Source organism: Pseudomonas nitroreducens (assembly GCF_010994165.1).
In the GTDB taxonomy this organism is placed as follows: Bacteria; Pseudomonadota; Gammaproteobacteria; order Pseudomonadales; family Pseudomonadaceae; genus Pseudomonas; species Pseudomonas nitroreducens.
The window spans coordinates 1,203,801-1,223,213 of the sequence record NZ_WMBX01000001.1; the positions used below are offsets into that span (position 1 = coordinate 1,203,801).

A 19,413-nucleotide genomic window follows, 5' to 3' on the forward strand; every position below is an offset into this window, starting at 1 on the left:
GGTGGAGGCATGAGTGATTTAGTTTCCGGTGATTTGATCAGGAGGATTGCACTGGGAGTAGTTAATAATCCTGCTGCCACCCTGGACGGAATAGCAACGATGGCCGGGATTAGCCGATCATCAATATATCGAATGTTCGGATCTCGCGATAATTTATACAAGGTGCTAACTGATAGTGCCGACGCCGTAATGATCCGGCTCCTGAGGCTGCTGTCCACAGATAAATGTCCTGGGGAACTGCTTCCGGAGATCGCTTCCGCTGTTTATGAAAATTGGGAGTTGATTGCGTATCTGTATATGGCTCAGCCCAAGTGTGGCGAGGAAGGTTACCAAGTTTGGACTAGGTTTTGTTGCGCAATGGATAGTTATTTTTTGCGAGGGCAGAAGCTTGGGGTTTTTAGGATTGATATAACGGCTTCTACATTCACAGAGATATTCTTTTCGATGACTTGTGGTTTGTTCACAGCTGAGCGGCGAGGTCGGGTTGCACGGAAGGATTGCCTACCATGGATGATTGAGGTTTTTTTTCGTGGTACGAAATAGCCTAAGCAGCAAGGCGTGAAATCCCATCTCCGGTTGATTGCACGTATCAGGAACATCTGTCGCTGTAGCTATCCCTTCTCCCGATTCTTTGGCATTTGCTCCGACGCTTAAAGACACCGTCTCGCCTGGGTATACGTTTCTCTATTTCGCGCAGGAATCGTGAATGAAAAAGGCCCCGCCACATTTGGGTGTCAGGAAACATGTCCTTTTAATCACTCAATGTGCAGTGTGGATACCCAACCCAACTGACACGATGGTCAGCAGCGAGGCCGAAGAGAGGTATGAGAAGTACAGCCGAACAGAAGCTCATTATTGCCTATGGGGGGCGCACGTTGGTCGTTAAGGCATTCGCCGGTTGCGGCAAGACCTGGACCCTCGTCGCATACGCCAATGCGCACCCGAATCGCCGGATCCTCTACCTGGCCTACAACCGAGCCATTCGGGATGAGGGCGCTCAGAAGTTCCCGCCGAACGTGATCTGCAAGACGTCCCACCAACTGGCTTGGCCGCAGTTCGGGCGACTGTACGATCACAAGCTTGGGAAAATCAGGCTGACGGACGCCGCCGAGCTTCTGGAAACCAGGAAATGGGCGGATGTCCGAGAGTCGATCGCCGTCCTGAATGCCTTCCTCGCGAGCGCGGATTCTGAGGTCATGCTTCCCCACGTCGCGGCGGCATTGGACCAGGAAACGTACGAGACCTGCGGGGAAGCCCATATCGACAAGCTGATGGCCAACGCGGCTCGGCTGTGGGAGGCGATGATCGATGTCGAGCATTCTCTGCCGTGCCAGCACGATGCCTACCTGAAGCTCTACCAACTGAGCAAACCGGTTCTGGACTACGACGTCATCCTGTTCGATGAGGCCCAGGACAGTAACCCAGTGACCGCGGCGCTGGTCGCCGGGCAGCAAGCCAGGAAGATTTTTGTTGGGGACCAGTGGCAGCAGATCTACCGCTGGCGCGGAGCCGAGAACGCATTGGACCAGCAGGTCGAGGCAGGCGCTGACGTCATGTACCTGACCAACAGCTTCCGCTTCGGCCCGATGATCGCAGGCGTAGCCAACGCAATCCTCCGGCAGCAAGGCGAAACACGACCACTGGTTGGGTTGGGCCCCCGGGACAAAGTGATGACGTCGCTGCCGTTCGGTTGTGGGCACTACACCGTGCTGAACCGTACTGTCATGGGAGTGCTGATGACGGCGATCGACGCGGTGCTAGCCGGCAAGATGGTCTACTGGGTTGGGGGTATCGAGGCCTACCAGCTAGCAGACCTTGAGGACGTGCATGCACTGAAGTCGAATCGTCACGGCGACATCCGGAACAAGCGGCTATTCAGACCATTTGGTGACTTTGGGACCTTCGTCGAGGCGGCGGAGGAGAGCAAAGATGCCGAAATGAATCGCCTGGTCCGGATCACTAAAGAACATCACGACATCCCCAGGTTGGTGGCTGACTTGAGAGACCACACCACCGATGACCCGGCCGCGGCGGACATTGTCGTCAGCACGGCACACAAAGCGAAGGGATTGGAATGGGACGTGGTGCTCCTGCAGGACGATTTCCCCGATATCTTCGATACAGAAAAGGTCACGCCAGAACAGCGCAAGGACGAGTTGAACCTGCTGTACGTTGCGAACACGCGCGCCCGGAAAGTGCTTGTCATCAATCCCATCACCCAGCTGGTGATCATGAAGAGCCATGCTGAAATGCGCCGGGAGCGAGCGTCTGCTTGAAGCAAACTTCGCAATTTTGCGTACCGCCAGAGGCTTGCAGCCCTGGCGGCAAGCCGGCATGATTCAGGGGCCGAAAGGTGCGTAAGCTGCGCGCTCAAGCAGCTCAAGAATTTCCTCGCACAGCCTTCGGCTGTGCCGTTCAAGCGTTGAGCCTCCCGGCTCCGCATCCTCCAGAATCAAACGCTAGCGCATGAGCGCTGGTGCTTGTCCGTGCTCTGCACGGGTCGTCAGCTGCGACACAACAGCTTAAAAACCCTCGCGGGGAAATTTCCCCGTGTGGGAATTTCTCCGCTTCAACTTGGAGCGAGAAATGGAAAACGTAATCAACCTGACCAAATTCAAAACCACCAGCGAACTTGCGAACTTTGGAGTTCAGGATATTTCCAGCTGGAGTGAATTTAAAGAAATCCGCGATCTGCTGTATTTCCCGAGCGCACCGACAACTGAGGTCATCACTCAGCGTGTCGAGCGCCTGGGCGAGATCGCTGTTAAAGAGTCGAAGAAGACTGGGCACAAGACCGTTCTGGTCAGTTGCCCGCCGTGGATGACTGCTGCTCTGTGCCGTGAGTTGATGTATCACGGAATTGCACCGGTCGTTAGCTTCACAAAGAAATCGATCGATGAAGGCCTGACTGTTATCGCGTTAGTGCCTGCTGCTTGATCTAACTACCGAATACCCTATGGGGAGTTTTCCCCTTGGGGATTCTCCTTATCTGGGCCTCGCTTGAGAGAAAGGAGAAATTCAAATGCAATTCAAGGCACAAGTCCCTGTTTCGGCTTTTGGTTTTGTTTCCGACAAGACGGCACCCGCCTTCTCATCGGGGCATGAATGGCAAATGTACGTTCCCCCGGAGAAGAAGTATTTCTTTCGGGAGATGTTGCTCAAACCGTTCATGAACTGGCTGTACGCACCCTTCGGGGACAGCGCACTGCTGGTGGGGCCAACCGGATCGGGCAAGTCCTCGATCGTGGAGCAACTGGCAGCACGACTGAACTGGCCATGCATTACTGTTTCGGCTCATAGCCGAATGGAGATGCCGGAACTGGTGGGGTACAACCTGCCGGTCACCGACCAGCTGACCGGGGATCTAAACACCAAGTTTGTTGATGGCCCCCTCACCAAGGCTATGCGCAACGGATTCCTCTTTGTGCTGGATGAGTGGGACACCTTGGATCCTGCTGTCACCGTAGGCCTTCATGCTGTACTCGAAGGCCGTCCGCTGGTGATTGCAGAAAACAATGGTGAGGTCGTCAAAGCGCATCCGAACTTCCGCTTCGTAGGCTGTGGTAACACCAAAGGCCAAGGAGACGGGAACGGACTGCACGCGGGGACGATGATGCAAAACCTAGCGTCTCTGGATCGGTTCCGGGTTTTCGACTGCCCGTACCTGTCCGAGAAGGAAGAGTTGAAGGCACTGCTGGATGCTCTACCGGAAGTTGACGCGTCGATCGCCCAGCGAATGGTGCGGATTGCGAACTCGATTCGTGACCAGCACCAAGGCAAGAACGGCCAGTACCTCAGCGTGACGATGTCCACCAGGACAGTGCTTCGTTGGGCGCGTATTGCGACTGGGTACGCCAGCCAAGGCGTCAGCGAGCCGGCCAAAACTGCGTTGTTTGAGTCGCTGCTCAATCGCTGCGATCAAGTTCAACAAATCGCCATCAACCAAATCGCGAAAAGCGTATTCGGTAACGACTGGAAGTAAAAACCCTTTGGGGGAATCATCCCCCAAACAGGGCGTGATTTCCCCTTTCATGTTCGAGAGAAAGGAAAAATCACAATGGCTATTCAACCTAATGAAATTAAGATTCTTCAGCAGCTTCTGCTGGTGGATCTTTCAGATATTCATCTTTGGACAGCAAGAAAGAAACTTCAGCCTTCGATGTTTGAGGGTAAGGTTCCACCAGAAACTTTGGCGTCACTCGGGTCAATGCGCGTCATTGATCCTGAAGTTTTAAAGCCCTTTGAGAAACTCAAGCGTAAAGCGACTGCATTTCTAGAAACACATGGGGTCAAGTTTTTGGGGGGCTACGCAGTTTCCCAGGACCGAATCCAAGAAGTGATCGCAGAGCTCGAAAGACTCAAAGATGAATTTTATACAGCCAAAACCTGGTTCATTTCTAACTATGACCATCTGGTCAAACGTTGGATCGATAAGGGATGGGACAAAGAAGAGTGGCGAAATGCAATTCAGGCTTCGGTGACGCCCAAGGCGAAAGTCGAGGAAGGAATGCAGTTCGGCTATGCCGCGTGCCGAGTGGCTCCGGACGGTGATACCCACCTGTCCGACACGCTCGGTAAGCAGGTCCGTGGATTGTCAGATCAGCTTTACGCTGAAACGGCAGACACAGCGCTCCGGCTCCTGGAAACGGGACTCGCGACGCGGGGCCAGGTGACTCAGGTGACACTGAACACCGTGCGCAAAATCAGCACGAAACTCCGAGGCCTCATGTTCCTGTCCTCGGATGTGAAGGTGCTGACTGACCATATCGAAGAGGTGCTGGCATCCCTGCCGCAGGCTGGTCCTGTGTCGGGGGTGGAGTACAACACTGTGGTCACGCTGGTATCGAGCCTGAGCGACGAGGACTCGATTCGGCGACTCGTCAAAAACCTCAATCTGGCCAAGGGAAACGCCGGCGCACCTGCACTGCAGGTCACGTCAACGGCTCCTTGTGATGCGGATCGAGTGGAGCCTAAACAGGTACAACTCGCCGAGCTGTTTTCAGCTGCAGCGAGTGCCGAACAGGAGCCCGCCGATCTGCTCTTTCCGGTAGATGCTCCCGCCCCGGTGGTAGCTGAGATCCCGAGCCCAACGCCAGCAACGTCGGCGCCGGTGGAGGTAGCCCCTCAACCGATACCGCAAAACTTCTGGTTTTAACCATCAAAAACCCCGTGCGGGAGTTCTCTTCCGCAAGGGGAGAACTCCTTTCCGCGGTGGCGAGAAAGGAGACAACGATGAGTACGAAATCCTTGGTCGGCTCACTGCCGATCTACGCTCAACACCTGGCCGAGAAAACCGGCGTAAAGGTGTTTGTTGAAGGCTCGGTTGCTTACACGAATGTGAACAGGGAGGTGTATGTCCCTTTCGCTGATGATGACCTGGACCTAGCCTTTGGCTACATCGACCACGAGTGCTCCCACGTCCGCAACACCGACTTGGAAGCCTTTGAGCAAAGTAAATCTGTCGCGTTTCGCCGGCACCTGCTGAATGCGCTCGAAGATATCCGTATCGAGCGCTTAAGCATGGAGCAGTACCCGGGCACGGAGGACAACCTCCGCTACCTCAATCGAAAGGTTCTGTTGGAGCCGTTCGTGGCAGCTTCGGTGGACGCATGTCCTCCGCTGCACGTCGTCGCCAACGCTGTTCTTTTCGGGGGCTACTGGCTGCTGCAGGAGCCGCAATTAGAGGTTCCGGCAAAGGCGTACCTCGCCCGCCTGGACTCTCTAATCGGCACCGACGCGGCGCGTTCGGTGATGGAGATAGTGAAGCGGACGCTCGACTGCGGGTCTACCTGGGAAGTTCTCCAGTTGGTCGACGAGATTATTGCGTTGCTGCCGTCCTCATCTGAGGCGCCACGCGATAAAAACGGTCCGCAGCCGGGTGATGCTAACGAACCCGGCTCGCCGGAGGCAGGTGAGTCTGACCAGGAAGGGCAACAGTCCAACCAGGAAGGCCCAAACAGTTCCGGCGACGATGCATCGGAGGCGGGGAATCAAGGGGCTGTTGAGCCCTGCGATGGACCTGCTGAAGCAGCAAAGCCGAATGCTTCAGGCGAAAGCGCACCTGACGGGGCTCCTAACCTGCGCGAGCTGGCCATGGAGGCCTCGGAAGCTGATCTCGATGGTTTAGTTTCCGACGTGGGTGACGTAGCCGCTGCTCTGCTGACTCAGGGAGCTAAAAGCAACCCGCCAAATCTCTCGCCATTCACCTTGGGCGGTCGCGCAATGGACCGATCACAAATGGAAGGCGAGTCGCGCGTCAGGTACGGAGTATTCCAGTCGTCCGGACTTCAACAGTGCCTGTATGGGCTGTTGCAGGCGAAGGTGGATTGCCGAGTAAGCCTTAGGCGTTCCGGGAAGCGTTTGGATACCGGGCGCCTGGCCATGCTGCCGGCGGGGGAAACCAGGATCTACCGTCACAAGGCGCGTGCAGAGCGAAGTTCAGCAGCGGTGCAATTGCTGCTGGACAAGTCGACAAGCATGCGCGAGTCGATGGGAGAAGCTGAAGCCGCGATCTATGCCGTCCTTCATGCGCTGGAAAACATTCCCCAAGTCACAACGGGGGCTATGTCCTTCCCGAACATGTCTGGCGATGGTGTAGAGCGCTGCGCGCTGATCAAAAGCTGGCGGGAGAGGCTTGTAACCGCGGTGCGAGAGGGTGGCTTCGGAGCTTCGGCTCAGGGGCTAACCCCGTTGTACAGAGCAATCTGGCCAGCGGCATGCGAAGTCCTTCGGGCACCGGGTGAGCGAAAGCTGCTCCTGATTGCTACCGATGGCGAGCCTGACTCCGGAACTGAGCAGCAGGTGAGGGAACTGGTCGCGCGCTGCGAGGCGAGCGGTATTGAGGTGTTTGGCCTGGGTTTTGGAAAGGCAACCGCCACAGTCCTTGCCAAGTGCTTCTCGAGGTACCAAGCGATAGGTCAAGTATCCAACCTCAAGAACGCGCTCTACGAGCTCGTTCGAGAGTCACTGGTCGCCTGAAGTAACCAATCATCCCATTGGGGGTCTCCCCCAATGGGCGAGACCTCCGTGCGGAATGTGGAGGTCTGAAATGGAAAATATTGTACTTGCCATGCCCCTGTTCGATTTGTTCGGGGAGCAGGTCGTAACCCAACGCCGAACCTTCGGGCCACGCCCGCGCCGCTCCACTGCTGCCAAGGTGATCCAACTCGGTCTTCTCGACATCATCGAGATGTCCGAAGCAGAGCTGGAACGGTTGAGGGGGGAAGACGAAGTTACTGACGACTACGTTCAGTGGCTCAGGGAGTACCTCTTGAAGCTCACGTTGCGCCAACTGGTTCATCCCCAGTCGAGCAACGAAACGCGTATGGATGCACTGCTGTGGATCCAAAGTGATGACAACCATCCCTTCAGCTTCCGGGCTTGCTGTAACGCCTGGACTGAGGCTCACCTCGACCGCGGTGCGGATCACGAGGATGTGCGGGACGGTGTTCTCTGGATCTGCCGCAAACTGCAGACAAAACTGAAACTGTAAAAAAGCCCGCCGAGGGGGAAAGCCCCTCGCGGGCTTTCTCTTTTCGGCATCGAAAGGAGAGAAAGATGGACCTCAACCATGAAAACCTGCGCCGGCAGGCGCTGGAGTTTCGTGAGCGCAATGAGCAAGAAGTAAACGCCGTTCAGAGCGACCTGGTTCGCAGCGGATTGGTGTTGCTGGACAAGGTCTGCTCCGCGGTCTTGGGCCAAGGTGAACTGAGCTTGGTACGCGAAGCGTTGGTCGGGAACAACCTCAGTCAGGTGTTCTCACTCCTGCGCCCGCGAGCTCACGATCTCGGCCGCGTAGATCACGCTGGCATCTACTGGGAATGGATCGACGCCTACGGCTTCTTCCAGGACGCAGTGGACACCAGCTGGCGCTACATGACGATAGAGCGCCGCGCGCAGGCACTTGCCTGGGCTTCCCAGAAAACGTCTGCAATCAACAGCTACTGCAAGCAATAGCAACAGCAGGACCGCCGGCGTAGCCGGCGACATGCACAACCCATACGGGGCTTCACTCCGTATGGGGGGCCGCTCCGTCAACTCGGAGTGAGCAGCATGAATCCAATCCTCGCTGCAGCGCAGATGACTGCCGGTACCACCGTGAAGAGAAAGGCCTGGGCCTCCCGTGGCGACACCAAAGTCCATCTATGGGAGTTGGAGTCTGGGGGCGTGCTGATGTTGCAGCACGTTAAGGGTGAAGGCTTTAAACAACCGGTGATATTGGAAAGTGAAATGGAAGTGGTCGTAGACCGATTCCGGCACAAAAGAGGCCAGCGGGTATTTTCTCCGCAAGGTGCGTAAATAAAAAAGGCGTCTGTAGGCGCCTTTTCTTATTTTCATACCTTGTTCAGATGGAGCAGTTTGGTATCATCTCCATAAAACAACCAAAGGTTGAATTACGAATAGCCCCACGGGGCACCAAAACTTTGCGATGTGCAGTGCTGCACTCGCCAAGCGCCTATACCACCTATGTGGTTGGGCAACTCCTGAAGCATGTATGTGCGGATGGAAAAGCGGAGCCAGGCTTTAAAACTGGCTTAAAAACAAAGCATTGATTCTGGATTTCCGGATAGATGCTTTCACAAACCCACAGCGGGAGAAATCCCGTATGGGGTATCTCCGTCTGCTGTTTGCAAATGGAGATACACAAATGAAAACTCTGGCCGTTATTGTCGCACTGACCGTTGGTGGCATCCATGTTGGTTGTGGCCTGTTCGACCGAACTCTCGAGACTGCCAAACAGTCTCAAACAGCAAGTCTGGTAAAGGCTCGCCAGAACATTACGTTCTGAATAAAACCCTGAGGGGCTCCCCCTCACGGGAAGCCTCTCACTCTACGTGGGTGGCAATAATGCACTTCGACGATTCCCTTGCAGCTGTCCGTAAGGCTGAAAGCCTTGCACTCGACAGAAAACTTCCGCATGCGATTTATGCAGAAGGAACTGGATTCGCTGTAAGCGTAGTAACTCAGCCCAATGGGTCAGAGTTGGAAATAATTAACCCTGTGCGGGAGTCTCCCGCAAGGGCTACCTCTGCGCATTGATTGAGAGGTAGTAAATGAAAAAAACGAAATTGAAAGATTGGTTCATCAACTTCTTTCTAGCCATGGGTGCCGGCTTTATCGTGCCTGGTTTGCTGCTACTTGGCTTGCCTCCGGACGAACGAGTCGACAACCTTGAGTGGGGAGCTTGGCTACTTGTGGTAGGATTTCTCTGCCTGGTAGTCAGTTTGATCATGGCTGTACTGGAAGATCTGAAAGGAGAAGGCGAATGAGTCCTCTTGGCATTGGTGTGATTGCGGTCGTTACGTTCACGGTCCTGATGGGTGGGACCGCGCTTCTGCTCGATCGCGTCATTCAACGGCACAAGAAGGAGCGTCAAGCTCACCGCCACGGATGAACCTACCTGGACGCCTCGTGCGGCTCGGTACCTAAAACCTAGAGCCTAGCCTTCGGGCTAGGCTCCGCTGTGATCACCCCTGGTGGGTGATCCCCGGAACCCTCTCAACGCTGAGGGCTGCGGGGATCACCTACCAGGAGTACGAATCGTGACCGCAGCCAACGCAATTTACTGTCGAGAACTGAGTGAGTTGATGGTCGATTCCGGCCGGCGCTTTCTGGTGCCACCGAAGATCGCCGATACCGTCAAGGACAGGAATCCAGACCCCCGCTACGTCAAGCGCTGGGCAGTGATTCACAATCTCATCTCCTCCGACGACGAGGTGATCGTCCACGTTCCGACGTAACCCCTACGGACCCCGGTCAGCACGTGCTGACCGGGGTTTCGTTTTTCTGCACAATCTTCACTGGAAAAGGCCTTCCGGCTCTATCCAGCTTCCATAGCATCGAGGCACTTCAACCTCGAGCACTCGCCCATGCCAAACCCATTCCGCGCCCGCCAATCGCTGATCCGTGCGGTCAGTACGGTTGTGGTGGGGCTGTACCTCAACATGACTGCCTTCAGCGCCTGGGCCGACGCTGTTTCAGCAGGGTCCAGTGCTGGCCAGGACGTTGGAAAGCAGGGCATCAGCGTCTTCAACGGATCCACCGGATCGGCAACACTGAAGGACATCTTCTCCGGCTACCAGGATGGGAACACCCAGTCCCTGGAAGGCGTTTATGGGAGTGATGCGCACACGATCGATCTCGGCCAGAAGGCGAATACTCAACTCGCCAGCGACTCCGGCACCACGGGGGATGCCTATCGCCTGCTTCAGGACTCGTCACGTAGGGTTCAACCCGACCTTTCGAAAGACCCCATGTACTCGAATGCTGACTCTGTCCGATCGAGCGATTACATGCAGGCATTCCAACAAAACTTTGCAGATTGCAAAAAGACCGATCAGTTTGCCGATGCGACCATCAAATCTCATATCGCGAACTACAAGACCTGCGAACGCCTCGTAAAGCCGCAGGGAAACTGCGATATCAGCCATGAGGTGAAGGTGAAAGCGGGTCCTGTGGACCTTGTTTTCCTTGTCGATAACTCAGGATCCATGGGGGGTGTGATTTCCGAGTTGCGTAGCTCGATTAGCAACCTGGCCATGCTGCTCGGAGCGACCAACTCTGGCGACCTCAGAATTGGTGGCGCGCTAACCCGTGGCACTGACTATGTCTCCCGCCATATTGACCTTACGGACGACACCGGCGCGTTCCAGTCGTGGATCAATGGGGTAGGGACCACCTCTGGCGACACCTACAACATCGCTGCAGCTAACTATGTGCTGGATACCTTTACCTGGAGAAGCGACGTTCAGAAGGTAATCGTCTTCATCGGTAACAAGGACGGTGCTGGTAGCGGTGGAGCTGAGCTGGTACAGAAAATGTCTTCGATCGGGGTTACTGCCTACGTGTTTCACGATAACGGAAGCGTGAAGGCTCTTGGGACCTGGATTGCAAACAGCTTCTCCGCGACCGGCCTCTACAAGATGGCTCAATTCCTTGTCGTGGTTGAGGACTACTGGACTCCCCAAGATTGTCTTGCTGCAGCGACTGCCACGCTTGAGGAGTTCTGCACTGGGTCATATAGCACCACTGCCGGGAGCAGCGGCGATGCCGATAGCTGTGTGAACCTGTCGGGCTTCGACGTTTGCCCAGGCGATCCGATTTATCAGAAGCTGCAACCGCCCCCCATTCCTAACGTCGATCGAATGGCAACGAAGGTCCATGTATCTGCACTCCAGTGTGATTACAACGTAGGCCAAATGGACTGCTATGTGGATGCGCAGGGCAAGACGCAATGCCCGTACAACGATGGATCGAGTTTGGATAGTTGCACCAGCTTCGAGCAGAACAGTTCCTGCGGCTTTGTTAGCCAATCGTGTGTTAAAGGCGCCAGTGGTTCGAAAGGGACATGTTACGTCTACAACGAGACCTGGGACTGCGGTTACGACGTTTCGGTACCGACTGTGGTGAACACCGGCCAGAAGATCGAGTGCCCGGGAGGAGCTCGCTGCATGGGAAGCGAATGCTTCGATACGTCGAATACCAAGAGTGGCGATTTCGCCTACGCAGTTGCAATGCTGCAAGTCACCCAGTTCGCGGAGCAGGACATGACTTGCGCCTCCCCGGAGAGCCTTGACTGCAAAATCTTCGGCGGCGAGGCCATGGAGTGCAAGAAGGCCTTGGGCGGCTATGTGGACTGCTGTGAGGCCCCTAGCGGGGTCAGTCTCATGGATTACGTGAACCTGACCATGTCGTCGCTGAAAATGGCTTCGTCGGTGGAAGCGTTGAATCGTACAGGGAGCCTTTTTGCTAATGGCTACTGGCAGGCGGGCGAGGCTGCATTGGAGTCCGGTGCAAGTGCCTTAATCAAGGGGCAGTGGGGGAGCATCGTGGATTCCGCAACAGGTGCTTTCACCGACAAGATGGCAGGCGATATGACGTTGGGTGTTCTGCAGCAGCAGCTCATGCAATGGGCATACGATGGGATGGTTCAGATGGGGGCAGCTAACGCAGCAAATGCGGTGTTCCAAACAGGGACAGACGGAGCTGTTTCTGGGTTGTCTAGTCAGGCAGCAATGGTGGTTAACGTAATTGGTTGGATCTATACGGTTTACGTAATTACTGACATGCTGATTAATATTATTTGGGAGTGCGAGCCAAAAGAGTTCGAACTTGCCGCGAAGAATGAAACAAGACAGTGTTCGTTTGTGGGGAGTTACTGTGCGAGCAAATCGATTGGCGGATGTATCGAGAAGCGAGATGCGTATTGTTGTTTTGGTTCTGTCGTGGGACGAATAATCCAAGAGCAAGGGCGGAAGCAGCTTGGCTTGAATTTTGGTGAGGCAGAGAGTCCGAGTTGCGAAGGCTTAACCCCAGCGCAGTTGCAACAAATGGATTGGTCTAAGATTGATCTCTCTGAGTGGATCGGTATGCTTAGCGTCACAGGAAATCTCCCAACGGTGAACTCTGTGACTTTAACAAATTTGACCGGTAGTGGTAGCGAGCTTAACGATATCTTCAACGATGGTGCGGGTAGAGCAGACACTGTTGAACGAAACACTGAGCGGCTTAAAGGTATAGATGTAGATACAGTGAAAAAGAATGCAGCTCAGCAGATGCAGCCGGTTCAGTAAGTAAGGCCACGCGTTTGCGGGGCTTTACTTTACTTGCTGACAAATCGAAGTGTCGAGCCTTCATTATAAACTGCGGCTGGTAGCTGAAGTTTAGAGTATTTTGAGCCAGGGTAATACAAGTAGAACCAATTTGGTAGTTCCTTGGCAAGGGCTGCCATATACTCAGGTGCAGTAATTGAAGCGTCACTCGCTTCTATGTTTATCGATTTCGGGTAGATAAATATTGGCCCATATGCCTGTCGTGACTTTAGGAAGCTAGGGCGCGCTGTTGCATGTCCATCGAACTGTATAGGCTGATCTAATAGACCATCTTTAGTGTTTGCGAACGCAACTGATGGGTTCCAGCCATATGGATACCTTGCTGTTATAACTGGGATGTTTCGAGTATTCCCATGTAGAACTTTGGAACGTGCAGAGTTCCAGTTTGAAATTACAAGGCGATTTGCCTGTTCCGGAGATGATGCCAGGCTTTCTGGTACCCATGCGGCTATCTGGGGTAGACCCTCTGACGGGGCGCCGCCACCTCCTAACAGAAACATACCCAGCCCAACCCCTACAGACGGCCCGGCAACTAGATCACCGGCACCACCGCTCACGTTGGAGGCTGAACCTTGCCCCTGAGCTTGTCCAACCAATTCTTTCGGGACATCGCGCTGACCCTTCAGCCCCATTGCGTCGAACACGGTCAATGCATCCGACCATTGCTGGCGAGGCACAGTCTGCGGATCAGGCAGAGGAGGTTGCTGGGGAGCGGCGGCGCAGCCAACTAGGACGGCCATAGCGCTGGCGAGCGCGAAGCGATGAACCATCGGGAAAACTCCTTAATCGTGGACTCCATGGTGAGCGGCAGGATACCCGCCGAACCTGGGAGCGGGTAGCCATTAGCTCCATCCCATTCTCGACCACATCTTGAGATTCCCAACGGACAGCTATCGGAGTGGCTACGCCTCGATCCGGAAATCAGGCTGAAGGGCCTTCCAGTGAGCGCGTAGGGCCTCCTTGTGGGTGTCCGCCATAGGGCTCTCTTCTAGGGCCTGTGGCCAAAGGGTTCTCGCTGCGTTCATTGCCTGGCGCAGGTTATAGAGGATCGGCGATTTAGGTATTCCTGCTCGGTCCGCCCACTCTAAGAAGTGGTCCATCGTCACGTCGTACCAGCGCTTGGTGCCAGCCATCGATAGACCGAACTCTTGCTCGTCGCCCATGTAGACCCTGGTGAACAGGATGTCGTAGGCAGGAGACAGGGCCGGTGTAATCCCATCGTGATAGATGACGCTCCAGTTCTTTTTGTGCGCATCACCGTTACCAAGCAGGATGTTTGCGAGAAGGCGGATAGCCATCTGGATCGCATCCAACTGGCCCGCGCTGACGTTCTCGTAGATAAGGCGGGCGATGTTCTCGTAGCTCTCTCGTTCGTACTTTCTCGCTGCATAGGAGAAGGTCACCTGAGCGAAGTCCTCCGCGTGAATGCGGCGCCCCTCAGCACGATCGAAGCGTCGGATCCCGTAGGCCATCGTCTCGTTCGGCAGATTGATTTCAGGAAGCTGCTCCAACTGGTCCAGACCGACTAATCGGACCTCGGGTATTTCCACGCCGATCAAGCCGGCCAACTTCATGCAGGTGAATTCGTTAGCTGGCACGTTTGGGTGCCTGGTCGAGGGAGTCTTGATGATCCAGTCTCCCGGCTGGTTCGAGTCCCCCATGATGTATCTGCCATCGCGGCTCTGCATGGAGAACTTCATCTGAACGCCGGCCAGTGAGAAATGAGCTATCCGATCGACCGCATCAACGGCGATTCTGTCCAGCCGGCCATGGTCACCAAAGGCGTAATCAGGCACATCATCCGCCGGGACGGGTTCGGCAACCAGCGCCCCGGGAAGATCTGCTCCCAAGTGGACCATGAGGGGAAACTCATTCATCCGATCGATCTTCAGCCGTTGCGCGAGCAGCTCTCGTAGTGCTCCTTCGGGGAGCAGGTTGCTCAGAAGCGGGTGGAGCTGCATGCGATGGGCTTTGGGGAAGAGCCTATTCGCGAGGGTGTCGAATTTCTGTTGCGTGGCCAACGATAGGGTTAGGGAGTATCTGCCCTGGTTCTCGATGTATTCGGGAGCCAGGGAGAGCACGTTTCGATTGTTCACGAATCCAGCCACGTAACCGACAAGCTGGTCCTGTAGAGACAGGCGTAAAGCTGAAACCTTTTCCCCCGCCATCACGTTTCCTCTTTCGACTTCTCTAGAATCGCCCATGGGTCATCGCTGTCCCCAAGTTCCTCGTTAAGCGTAGGGCCGGGGGCAAGTTCGCTTTTCAGAATGGGGTAGCGCTGGTGATTCTGGTAGCTCACTCCTGTCTTCAGGATGTTTTCCACCAGCCGAGTCAGTTCCTTCGGTATCAGCATGATCTCGGCTTCAAGCCCTTCTGCAATCTTGTCTAGGGTCTCGAGGCTTGGGTTTCCCGATTTCTCGATCAAACCGTACTGCTGTCTGTTGATACCTGTTCGTGCGGGCATGTCGATGCCCTTGAGGCCCAACTGCTTCCGCCGGCTTTTGATCTGCTGAAGAAGGGAAGTTCTCATGGGACGGCTCCGGGTTCGGCAGCTCTGAAGCTTGTGTGTCTCAAGATGAGCTTAATGAAGCTCCTGTGTTTCATCAGTGTACGACTGAAACTCATATGGTTCAATCAGAGCGAAGTGATACACATATGTTTCAAACTATGAAGTGGTGAAGCATATGAACTGCATATTTATGGAAGAAAAAGCCGCCTGACGGCGGCTATAGGGCGCTCTTGGATCGGAGCACTGCTAAGGCGCGGACTCATCCTTCACAGGTGTAGGGCCCTAGCCGTTCCTCGAAAACCTGCATGTTGTGTCCGCAGTCAGCTAGCGCGAAGAACTCACGTTGCTCGAAGTTCACAGCGAACAGTTCGCCATCGTTCCCGATCACGCTGAGACCGTATTGCTGAAGGATTTCCCCCACGGCCCACCAGCTTTTCGCCGCCCGAAGGCGGGCAAACACTCGCTCACGCTCAGTGCCCTGCTCCAAAAGGTCTGCCAGGCGGCGAATCGAGGCATCTTCGAGAGGGGCGTGGCTACTGCTCATGCGCACCTCCGAGGTCCAAGGGCTTGATCGGGGCTGGCATGGTTGCGGGGGATTGTTCCGGTGGCGGCAGAACTTCCTGGTCGGGAGCTTCGTTGCGCATAGCGACCAGCTGCACGATCGCGGCGCGGAACGATTGCGCCGGCTGCGCCCCCTTCACGATCAGGTGCTTGCCAGTGGTGTTGTCCACCACCACCGTCGCCGGCGTGCCAGTGACACCCAGTGAAGTACCGCGGCTGATTTGCTTCTGGATCTTCTCGTCGTACTTGCCGCTGCTCATGCAGCTACGCAGCGGGTCCGGCTGAGCGCCGACCGACAGCGCTACCTTCTCGAGGTCTTCGGGGCCTTGGCCGTTCAGCTGGGTATGGCTGAAGTACTCGCCGGTGAATGCCCAGAAAGCCTGGTTTCCGACCTGCTCGCCTATGCACTCGGCTGCTACGGCGGCTGCATTAGCTGCCGGATCGTGGAACTGCAGAGGGTAGTGCTGCCATTCCCAGTTGATCTGGCCGTTGGAGCCGTCGGCGATGCGTTTGGGGGTGTCATGGAAACGCTGACAGAAAGGGCACTCCAGATCGCTGAATTCGACCAGCGTGAACTCGGCCTGGGGGTTGCCGTAAACGTGGCGGCCATCCTTCATGTCGGCGTTCTTGGCGGCGGTCCAGCCCGCAAGGATTCGATCGCGCTGCGCCGCCATGACCTTCGATTCCCGTAACTCCAAGGTTTTATCGACTTGGCCTGGAAGCTTCTCTACCAGTTGAGTGGCGACATAGGCGTCTGTGTAACGCGCGTTCAGCATGAAGGACACGCCGACCGCTACTGCCACACCAAGCACAGTGATCGCGATATGGCCGGTCAGGTTCGAATTGGACATCGTTTCACTTCCATTGAGGGGTAGATGGGCGGGAGGGAGCCTGCAGGTGCACCGGCAAGTCTTTGGGTGTGCCGTTCACCAGGATCAGCCATTCGTCATAGGTGAGCCGTTCAGTGCCGCGGCAGAGCTTGTTGCGGACCTGCACGTACTCGTTGACGGTGCCTTTTCCGTTGGCCAGCGTGGTGATGAACTTCCCACCTGCTGGTGTGCCTAGAGCGAAGGTCTGGGCGACACCGTTGTTCTCGGCGCAGTTGGCTGCCACCAGGCCGGGGGGCACGGCCACCATCGGCTGGTGGGATGCTTTCGGCTGCGGCTGAAGCTCCGGATAGAGTTTGCCGTTCCGGGTGTCGAGCACGTCCTTGCTTCCCAGGACCGGCTGGTAGGTAGGTTCTCGAAGCGCGGCGCCACCGCGGCCCGCATGACCCCAGCTGGTGTAGTGATCGCGAAAGTCAGGGCCGTAGCTTTCGACTACATACGGAACGCCGAGCGGCAATTGCTCGGCTTTGTCAGCCGGTGGCTGGTGCGTACAGGACGCGGAAAGGAGCAGTCCCGCGTAGAGGCCAAATCGGCCGGTGAACTTCCAGTTGGGCATGGTGGATCCTCGGGATCAATTTGTTGAAATTGTCCGAGCCGCTGACGGTGAGGATTCGCTTTTTCACGCAACAAATTGACCGGAAAAAAAGATGCCGACCCCGCTATCTTGCAGATCGATACCGGCTGTTGCAGACTTGCGGCACGCCTGCATGGCGTTAAAAGCATCTTCGGCCTTCCTGGCCACCCTCTGCGGCACACCAAGTGCTCGCCGCATGACCAGCAGAATTCTCTAATTAAATCTAATCGCTTGAGCGTTTAGGTTTAGTCATGTGCTCTTTGCACATGGTCGGCTTGTTGGCCGATTTACAAATACAACCAAAAACCTCTCAAAAACCCCCTAGGGGCGACATGCCCCTTACGGGATCATGCCGCCCTTAGTTCTCTTGATATGGAGAAAACTATGGCTCGCGGAGTAAATAAGGTAATTCTGGTTGGCAACATTGGCGCCGATCCAGAAATTCGCTACATGCCCAATGGCAATGCAGTTGCCAATGTAACGCTCGCCACCAGTGAAAGCTGGAAGGACAAGCAAACTGGGCAACAGCAGGAGCGCACCGAATGGCACCGAGTGGTGTTTTTCGGTCGACTTGCTGAAGTCGCAGCGGAATACGTAAAAAAAGGCTCTCAGATCTACGTTGAAGGATCGATGAGAACTCGTAAGTGGCAAGCGCAAGACGGCCAGGATCGCTACACCACGGAAGTGGTTGTGGACATCAACGGAGAAATGCAATTGCTTGGTGGTAACCGAAATCGTCAAGACGATGGGCAGCAACAAGCTCAGAGTCAGCAACGATCAGCGAGCCACGCCACGCAGCGCCCGCCACAGCGACCGCAACAATCGGCACCGCAGCCGGCACCGCAGCCAGCTCCGGATTACGACTCGTTCGATGACGACATTCCGTTCGCGCCCATCAGCCGCTGCTTGCTGTTGATTAGCTGAAGTCGGAACTGTTCAAGAAAGACGCACCTTCGGGTGCGTTATTTTTATAAAAGGAAATCTAATGAGCGAGCAACTTCAAAACGCTTTGGCTGTAATTGCAAAGCAGGAAGATAAGTTTAAGTCGATTGCCAAGCTGAGCAATTCGGATGTCGTATTTCAGAATGAGCTGCTTTATGCAGCTCAAGCAATGATGAATAACGATTATCTCTGCAATGCTGCAATCCAGAACAAACTGTCACTTCGTAACGCGTTTGCGCAAGTTGCTGCGTCGGGATTGACACTGGATCCTGCACGGCAACTGGCCTATCTGGTTCCTCGTGATGGGCAAGTCGTCCTCGATGTTTCCTGGCGAGGCATGATTAAGGTCGCCGTGAATGATGGCGCAATTAAAGATGCTAATGTCGAGCTGGTGTATTCGAACGATGTGTTCGAATACCTCGGTAAGCGCAAACAGCCGATATTTAAGTGCAAACCATTTGCCCCCCTGGAGGAGCGAGGAGAACTCTTGGGTTGCTATGTCGAAGCGGAACTCCCTGATGGTCGGTTCCACGTCGAAGTTGTGACCCTCAAGGAGATCCACGCTGCAAGAGAGGCCTCAGACCTGTGGCGGAGAAAAAAGAAAGGTCCATGGGTGAACTATGAAAGCTCGATGCAGAAGAAATCGGCGATCAAGATTGCCCGCAAGTACTGGCCGTTCGCAGGTGGGAAGCTGGACAAGGTAATTGAGTACCTCAATACCGATGGTGGCGAGGGGTTCAGTACCACTGGCGTGCATGTGTCAGCGATCGAGCGCTACATGGGGAATGCGCAGGTAGTCGATCCGATTGAGCCGCTACCTACCTCGAAAGAGGAAGGTCTGCAGCCTGGCCGGGTGGACACCGAGCCGGCCGCCGTACCTGCTGCTGAGCTTCAGCCGGCACCGGAAGCTGTGTTGGTTGAGGGGGAGTTGCTAGCGGCTGATAGCGAAGCCGTGCCCGCACCTAACTTCCCGGAAAGAACGCTCAAGAAAGTTGCTGAACTGGTCCGCCGCGCGGGCCTTTCTGGGGCCTGGAATGCAGCACTCGAGTACGTGTCGACCTGGCCGGTCGATGCGCGCAACTACGCAGAGAAGCAAATCAACGCAGCGCGAGCTGAAGCCTATGCCATCGCCTCCCAGGGCGAATAACTCATCCTCGACCGCCTCCGGGCACGCCGAGTCAACCAACCCGCCAGGGAACCCCCCTAGCGGGGGACTCTGGCAAAACTGAGGAAGCATCATGCTCGACATCATCAAGCTGATCCTGACCCTGCTGCTGCCGTAGGGCGCCAGGAAAAACCCACCCTGAGGGGGCATTCGCCCCCTTCGGG

The 19,413-nt window shown here is 55.6% G+C and carries 20 protein-coding genes; 14 read left to right on the forward strand and 6 right to left on the reverse strand.

Annotated elements, in window-relative coordinates:
* Positions 1-824 precede the first annotated feature (824 nt).
* From GJV37_RS05735 to traN, 12 genes are all read left to right on the forward strand, one after another.
* The gene (locus tag GJV37_RS05735) at positions 825-2,276 is read left to right on the forward strand and encodes a 3'-5' exonuclease (protein ID WP_138526981.1); all 1,452 of its coding nucleotides are present in this window, start codon (positions 825-827) and stop codon (positions 2,274-2,276) included.
* A 310-nt stretch (positions 2,277-2,586) separates the two neighbouring features.
* Positions 2,587-2,937: a hypothetical protein gene (locus GJV37_RS05740; RefSeq protein WP_193452200.1), complete on the forward strand. Its 351-nt coding sequence runs from the start codon at positions 2,587-2,589 to the stop codon at positions 2,935-2,937.
* 85 nt (positions 2,938-3,022) lie between these two features.
* Positions 3,023-3,982, forward strand: a complete 960-nt coding sequence (locus GJV37_RS05745; protein ID WP_138526980.1) for an AAA family ATPase — start codon at positions 3,023-3,025, stop codon at positions 3,980-3,982.
* A 75-nt stretch (positions 3,983-4,057) separates the two neighbouring features.
* A complete protein-coding gene (locus GJV37_RS05750) occupies positions 4,058-5,155 on the forward strand; it encodes a DUF3150 domain-containing protein (RefSeq protein ID WP_193452201.1) in 1,098 nt (365 codons plus the stop codon).
* 77 nt (positions 5,156-5,232) lie between these two features.
* On the forward strand, positions 5,233-6,978 hold the full coding sequence (locus GJV37_RS05755; protein ID WP_138526966.1) for a VWA domain-containing protein: 1,746 nt from the start codon (positions 5,233-5,235) through the stop codon (positions 6,976-6,978).
* 70 nt (positions 6,979-7,048) lie between these two features.
* Positions 7,049-7,492, forward strand: coding sequence for a hypothetical protein (locus tag GJV37_RS05760; RefSeq protein ID WP_138526967.1), 444 nt, complete (start codon positions 7,049-7,051; stop codon positions 7,490-7,492).
* 65 nt (positions 7,493-7,557) lie between these two features.
* Positions 7,558-7,956 carry a hypothetical protein gene (locus GJV37_RS05765; protein WP_138526968.1) on the forward strand — a complete coding sequence of 133 codons (399 nt, stop codon included), beginning with the start codon at positions 7,558-7,560 and terminating at the stop codon, positions 7,954-7,956.
* Between the two features lie 96 nt (positions 7,957-8,052).
* On the forward strand, positions 8,053-8,298 hold the full coding sequence (locus GJV37_RS05770; protein ID WP_024766033.1) for a hypothetical protein: 246 nt from the start codon (positions 8,053-8,055) through the stop codon (positions 8,296-8,298).
* 349 nt (positions 8,299-8,647) lie between these two features.
* The gene (locus GJV37_RS05775; RefSeq protein WP_157837669.1) at positions 8,648-8,788 is read left to right on the forward strand and encodes a hypothetical protein; all 141 of its coding nucleotides are present in this window, start codon (positions 8,648-8,650) and stop codon (positions 8,786-8,788) included.
* Between the two features lie 265 nt (positions 8,789-9,053).
* On the forward strand, positions 9,054-9,269 hold the full coding sequence (locus GJV37_RS05780) for a hypothetical protein (RefSeq protein ID WP_138526983.1): 216 nt from the start codon (positions 9,054-9,056) through the stop codon (positions 9,267-9,269).
* A gap of 273 nt (positions 9,270-9,542) precedes the next feature.
* Positions 9,543-9,740, forward strand: a complete 198-nt coding sequence (locus tag GJV37_RS05785; protein ID WP_138526982.1) for a hypothetical protein — start codon at positions 9,543-9,545, stop codon at positions 9,738-9,740.
* Positions 9,741-9,869: 129 nt separating this feature from the next.
* The gene (gene traN / locus GJV37_RS05790) at positions 9,870-12,572 is read left to right on the forward strand and encodes a conjugal transfer mating pair stabilization protein TraN (protein WP_193452202.1); all 2,703 of its coding nucleotides are present in this window, start codon (positions 9,870-9,872) and stop codon (positions 12,570-12,572) included.
* A 29-nt stretch (positions 12,573-12,601) separates the two neighbouring features.
* Here the strand turns inward: traN and GJV37_RS05795 are convergent, their stop codons facing one another.
* The 6 genes from GJV37_RS05795 to GJV37_RS05820 form a co-directional block, all read right to left on the reverse strand.
* Positions 12,602-13,381: a hypothetical protein gene (locus GJV37_RS05795; RefSeq protein WP_193452203.1), complete on the reverse strand. Its 780-nt coding sequence runs from the start codon at positions 13,379-13,381 to the stop codon at positions 12,602-12,604.
* Between the two features lie 132 nt (positions 13,382-13,513).
* Positions 13,514-14,779: a type II toxin-antitoxin system HipA family toxin gene (locus tag GJV37_RS05800; RefSeq protein WP_138526993.1), complete on the reverse strand. Its 1,266-nt coding sequence runs from the start codon at positions 14,777-14,779 to the stop codon at positions 13,514-13,516.
* Entirely contained in the window at positions 14,779-15,141 is a 363-nt protein-coding gene (locus tag GJV37_RS05805; protein ID WP_193452204.1) for a helix-turn-helix transcriptional regulator, read from the reverse strand. The genes GJV37_RS05800 and GJV37_RS05805 overlap by 1 nt, the downstream gene beginning before the upstream one ends.
* A 238-nt stretch (positions 15,142-15,379) precedes the next feature.
* The gene (locus GJV37_RS05810) at positions 15,380-15,664 is read right to left on the reverse strand and encodes a hypothetical protein (RefSeq protein ID WP_138526990.1); all 285 of its coding nucleotides are present in this window, start codon (positions 15,662-15,664) and stop codon (positions 15,380-15,382) included.
* Entirely contained in the window at positions 15,654-16,532 is an 879-nt protein-coding gene (locus GJV37_RS05815; protein WP_138526991.1) for a DsbA family protein, read from the reverse strand. The genes GJV37_RS05810 and GJV37_RS05815 overlap by 11 nt, the downstream gene beginning before the upstream one ends.
* Before the next feature lie 4 nt (positions 16,533-16,536).
* Positions 16,537-17,124 carry a hypothetical protein gene (locus tag GJV37_RS05820; RefSeq protein ID WP_138526992.1) on the reverse strand — a complete coding sequence of 196 codons (588 nt, stop codon included), beginning with the start codon at positions 17,122-17,124 and terminating at the stop codon, positions 16,537-16,539.
* A gap of 402 nt (positions 17,125-17,526) precedes the next feature.
* Here GJV37_RS05820 and ssb point away from each other — a divergent pair, with 402 nt between their 5' ends.
* Together ssb and GJV37_RS05830 are read left to right on the forward strand one after the other, a co-directional pair.
* On the forward strand, positions 17,527-18,066 hold the full coding sequence (gene ssb, locus GJV37_RS05825) for a single-stranded DNA-binding protein (RefSeq protein ID WP_193452205.1): 540 nt from the start codon (positions 17,527-17,529) through the stop codon (positions 18,064-18,066).
* 61 nt (positions 18,067-18,127) lie between these two features.
* On the forward strand, positions 18,128-19,231 hold the full coding sequence (locus GJV37_RS05830; RefSeq protein ID WP_193452206.1) for a RecT family recombinase: 1,104 nt from the start codon (positions 18,128-18,130) through the stop codon (positions 19,229-19,231).
* Positions 19,232-19,413: the final 182 nt, after the last annotated feature.

Coding starts and splice junctions, on each gene's coding strand:
- GJV37_RS05810 (WP_138526990.1), bottom strand. CDS start 15,664: ATGAGCAGTAGCCACGCCCCTCTCGAAGATGCCTCGATTCGCCGCCTG.
- GJV37_RS05765 (WP_138526968.1), top strand. CDS start 7,558: ATGGACCTCAACCATGAAAACCTGCGCCGGCAGGCGCTGGAGTTTCGT.
- GJV37_RS05760 (WP_138526967.1), top strand. CDS start 7,049: ATGGAAAATATTGTACTTGCCATGCCCCTGTTCGATTTGTTCGGGGAG.
- GJV37_RS05735 (WP_138526981.1), top strand. CDS start 825: ATGAGAAGTACAGCCGAACAGAAGCTCATTATTGCCTATGGGGGGCGC.
- GJV37_RS05805 (WP_193452204.1), bottom strand. CDS start 15,141: ATGAGAACTTCCCTTCTTCAGCAGATCAAAAGCCGGCGGAAGCAGTTG.
- GJV37_RS05795 (WP_193452203.1), bottom strand. CDS start 13,381: ATGGTTCATCGCTTCGCGCTCGCCAGCGCTATGGCCGTCCTAGTTGGC.
- ssb (WP_193452205.1), top strand. CDS start 17,527: ATGGCTCGCGGAGTAAATAAGGTAATTCTGGTTGGCAACATTGGCGCC.
- GJV37_RS05780 (WP_138526983.1), top strand. CDS start 9,054: ATGAAAAAAACGAAATTGAAAGATTGGTTCATCAACTTCTTTCTAGCC.
- GJV37_RS05820 (WP_138526992.1), bottom strand. CDS start 17,124: ATGCCCAACTGGAAGTTCACCGGCCGATTTGGCCTCTACGCGGGACTG.
- GJV37_RS05830 (WP_193452206.1), top strand. CDS start 18,128: ATGAGCGAGCAACTTCAAAACGCTTTGGCTGTAATTGCAAAGCAGGAA.
- GJV37_RS05775 (WP_157837669.1), top strand. CDS start 8,648: ATGAAAACTCTGGCCGTTATTGTCGCACTGACCGTTGGTGGCATCCAT.
- GJV37_RS05755 (WP_138526966.1), top strand. CDS start 5,233: ATGAGTACGAAATCCTTGGTCGGCTCACTGCCGATCTACGCTCAACAC.
- GJV37_RS05750 (WP_193452201.1), top strand. CDS start 4,058: ATGGCTATTCAACCTAATGAAATTAAGATTCTTCAGCAGCTTCTGCTG.
- traN (WP_193452202.1), top strand. CDS start 9,870: ATGCCAAACCCATTCCGCGCCCGCCAATCGCTGATCCGTGCGGTCAGT.
- GJV37_RS05770 (WP_024766033.1), top strand. CDS start 8,053: ATGAATCCAATCCTCGCTGCAGCGCAGATGACTGCCGGTACCACCGTG.
- GJV37_RS05800 (WP_138526993.1), bottom strand. CDS start 14,779: ATGGCGGGGGAAAAGGTTTCAGCTTTACGCCTGTCTCTACAGGACCAG.
- GJV37_RS05815 (WP_138526991.1), bottom strand. CDS start 16,532: ATGTCCAATTCGAACCTGACCGGCCATATCGCGATCACTGTGCTTGGT.
- GJV37_RS05740 (WP_193452200.1), top strand. CDS start 2,587: ATGGAAAACGTAATCAACCTGACCAAATTCAAAACCACCAGCGAACTT.
- GJV37_RS05745 (WP_138526980.1), top strand. CDS start 3,023: ATGCAATTCAAGGCACAAGTCCCTGTTTCGGCTTTTGGTTTTGTTTCC.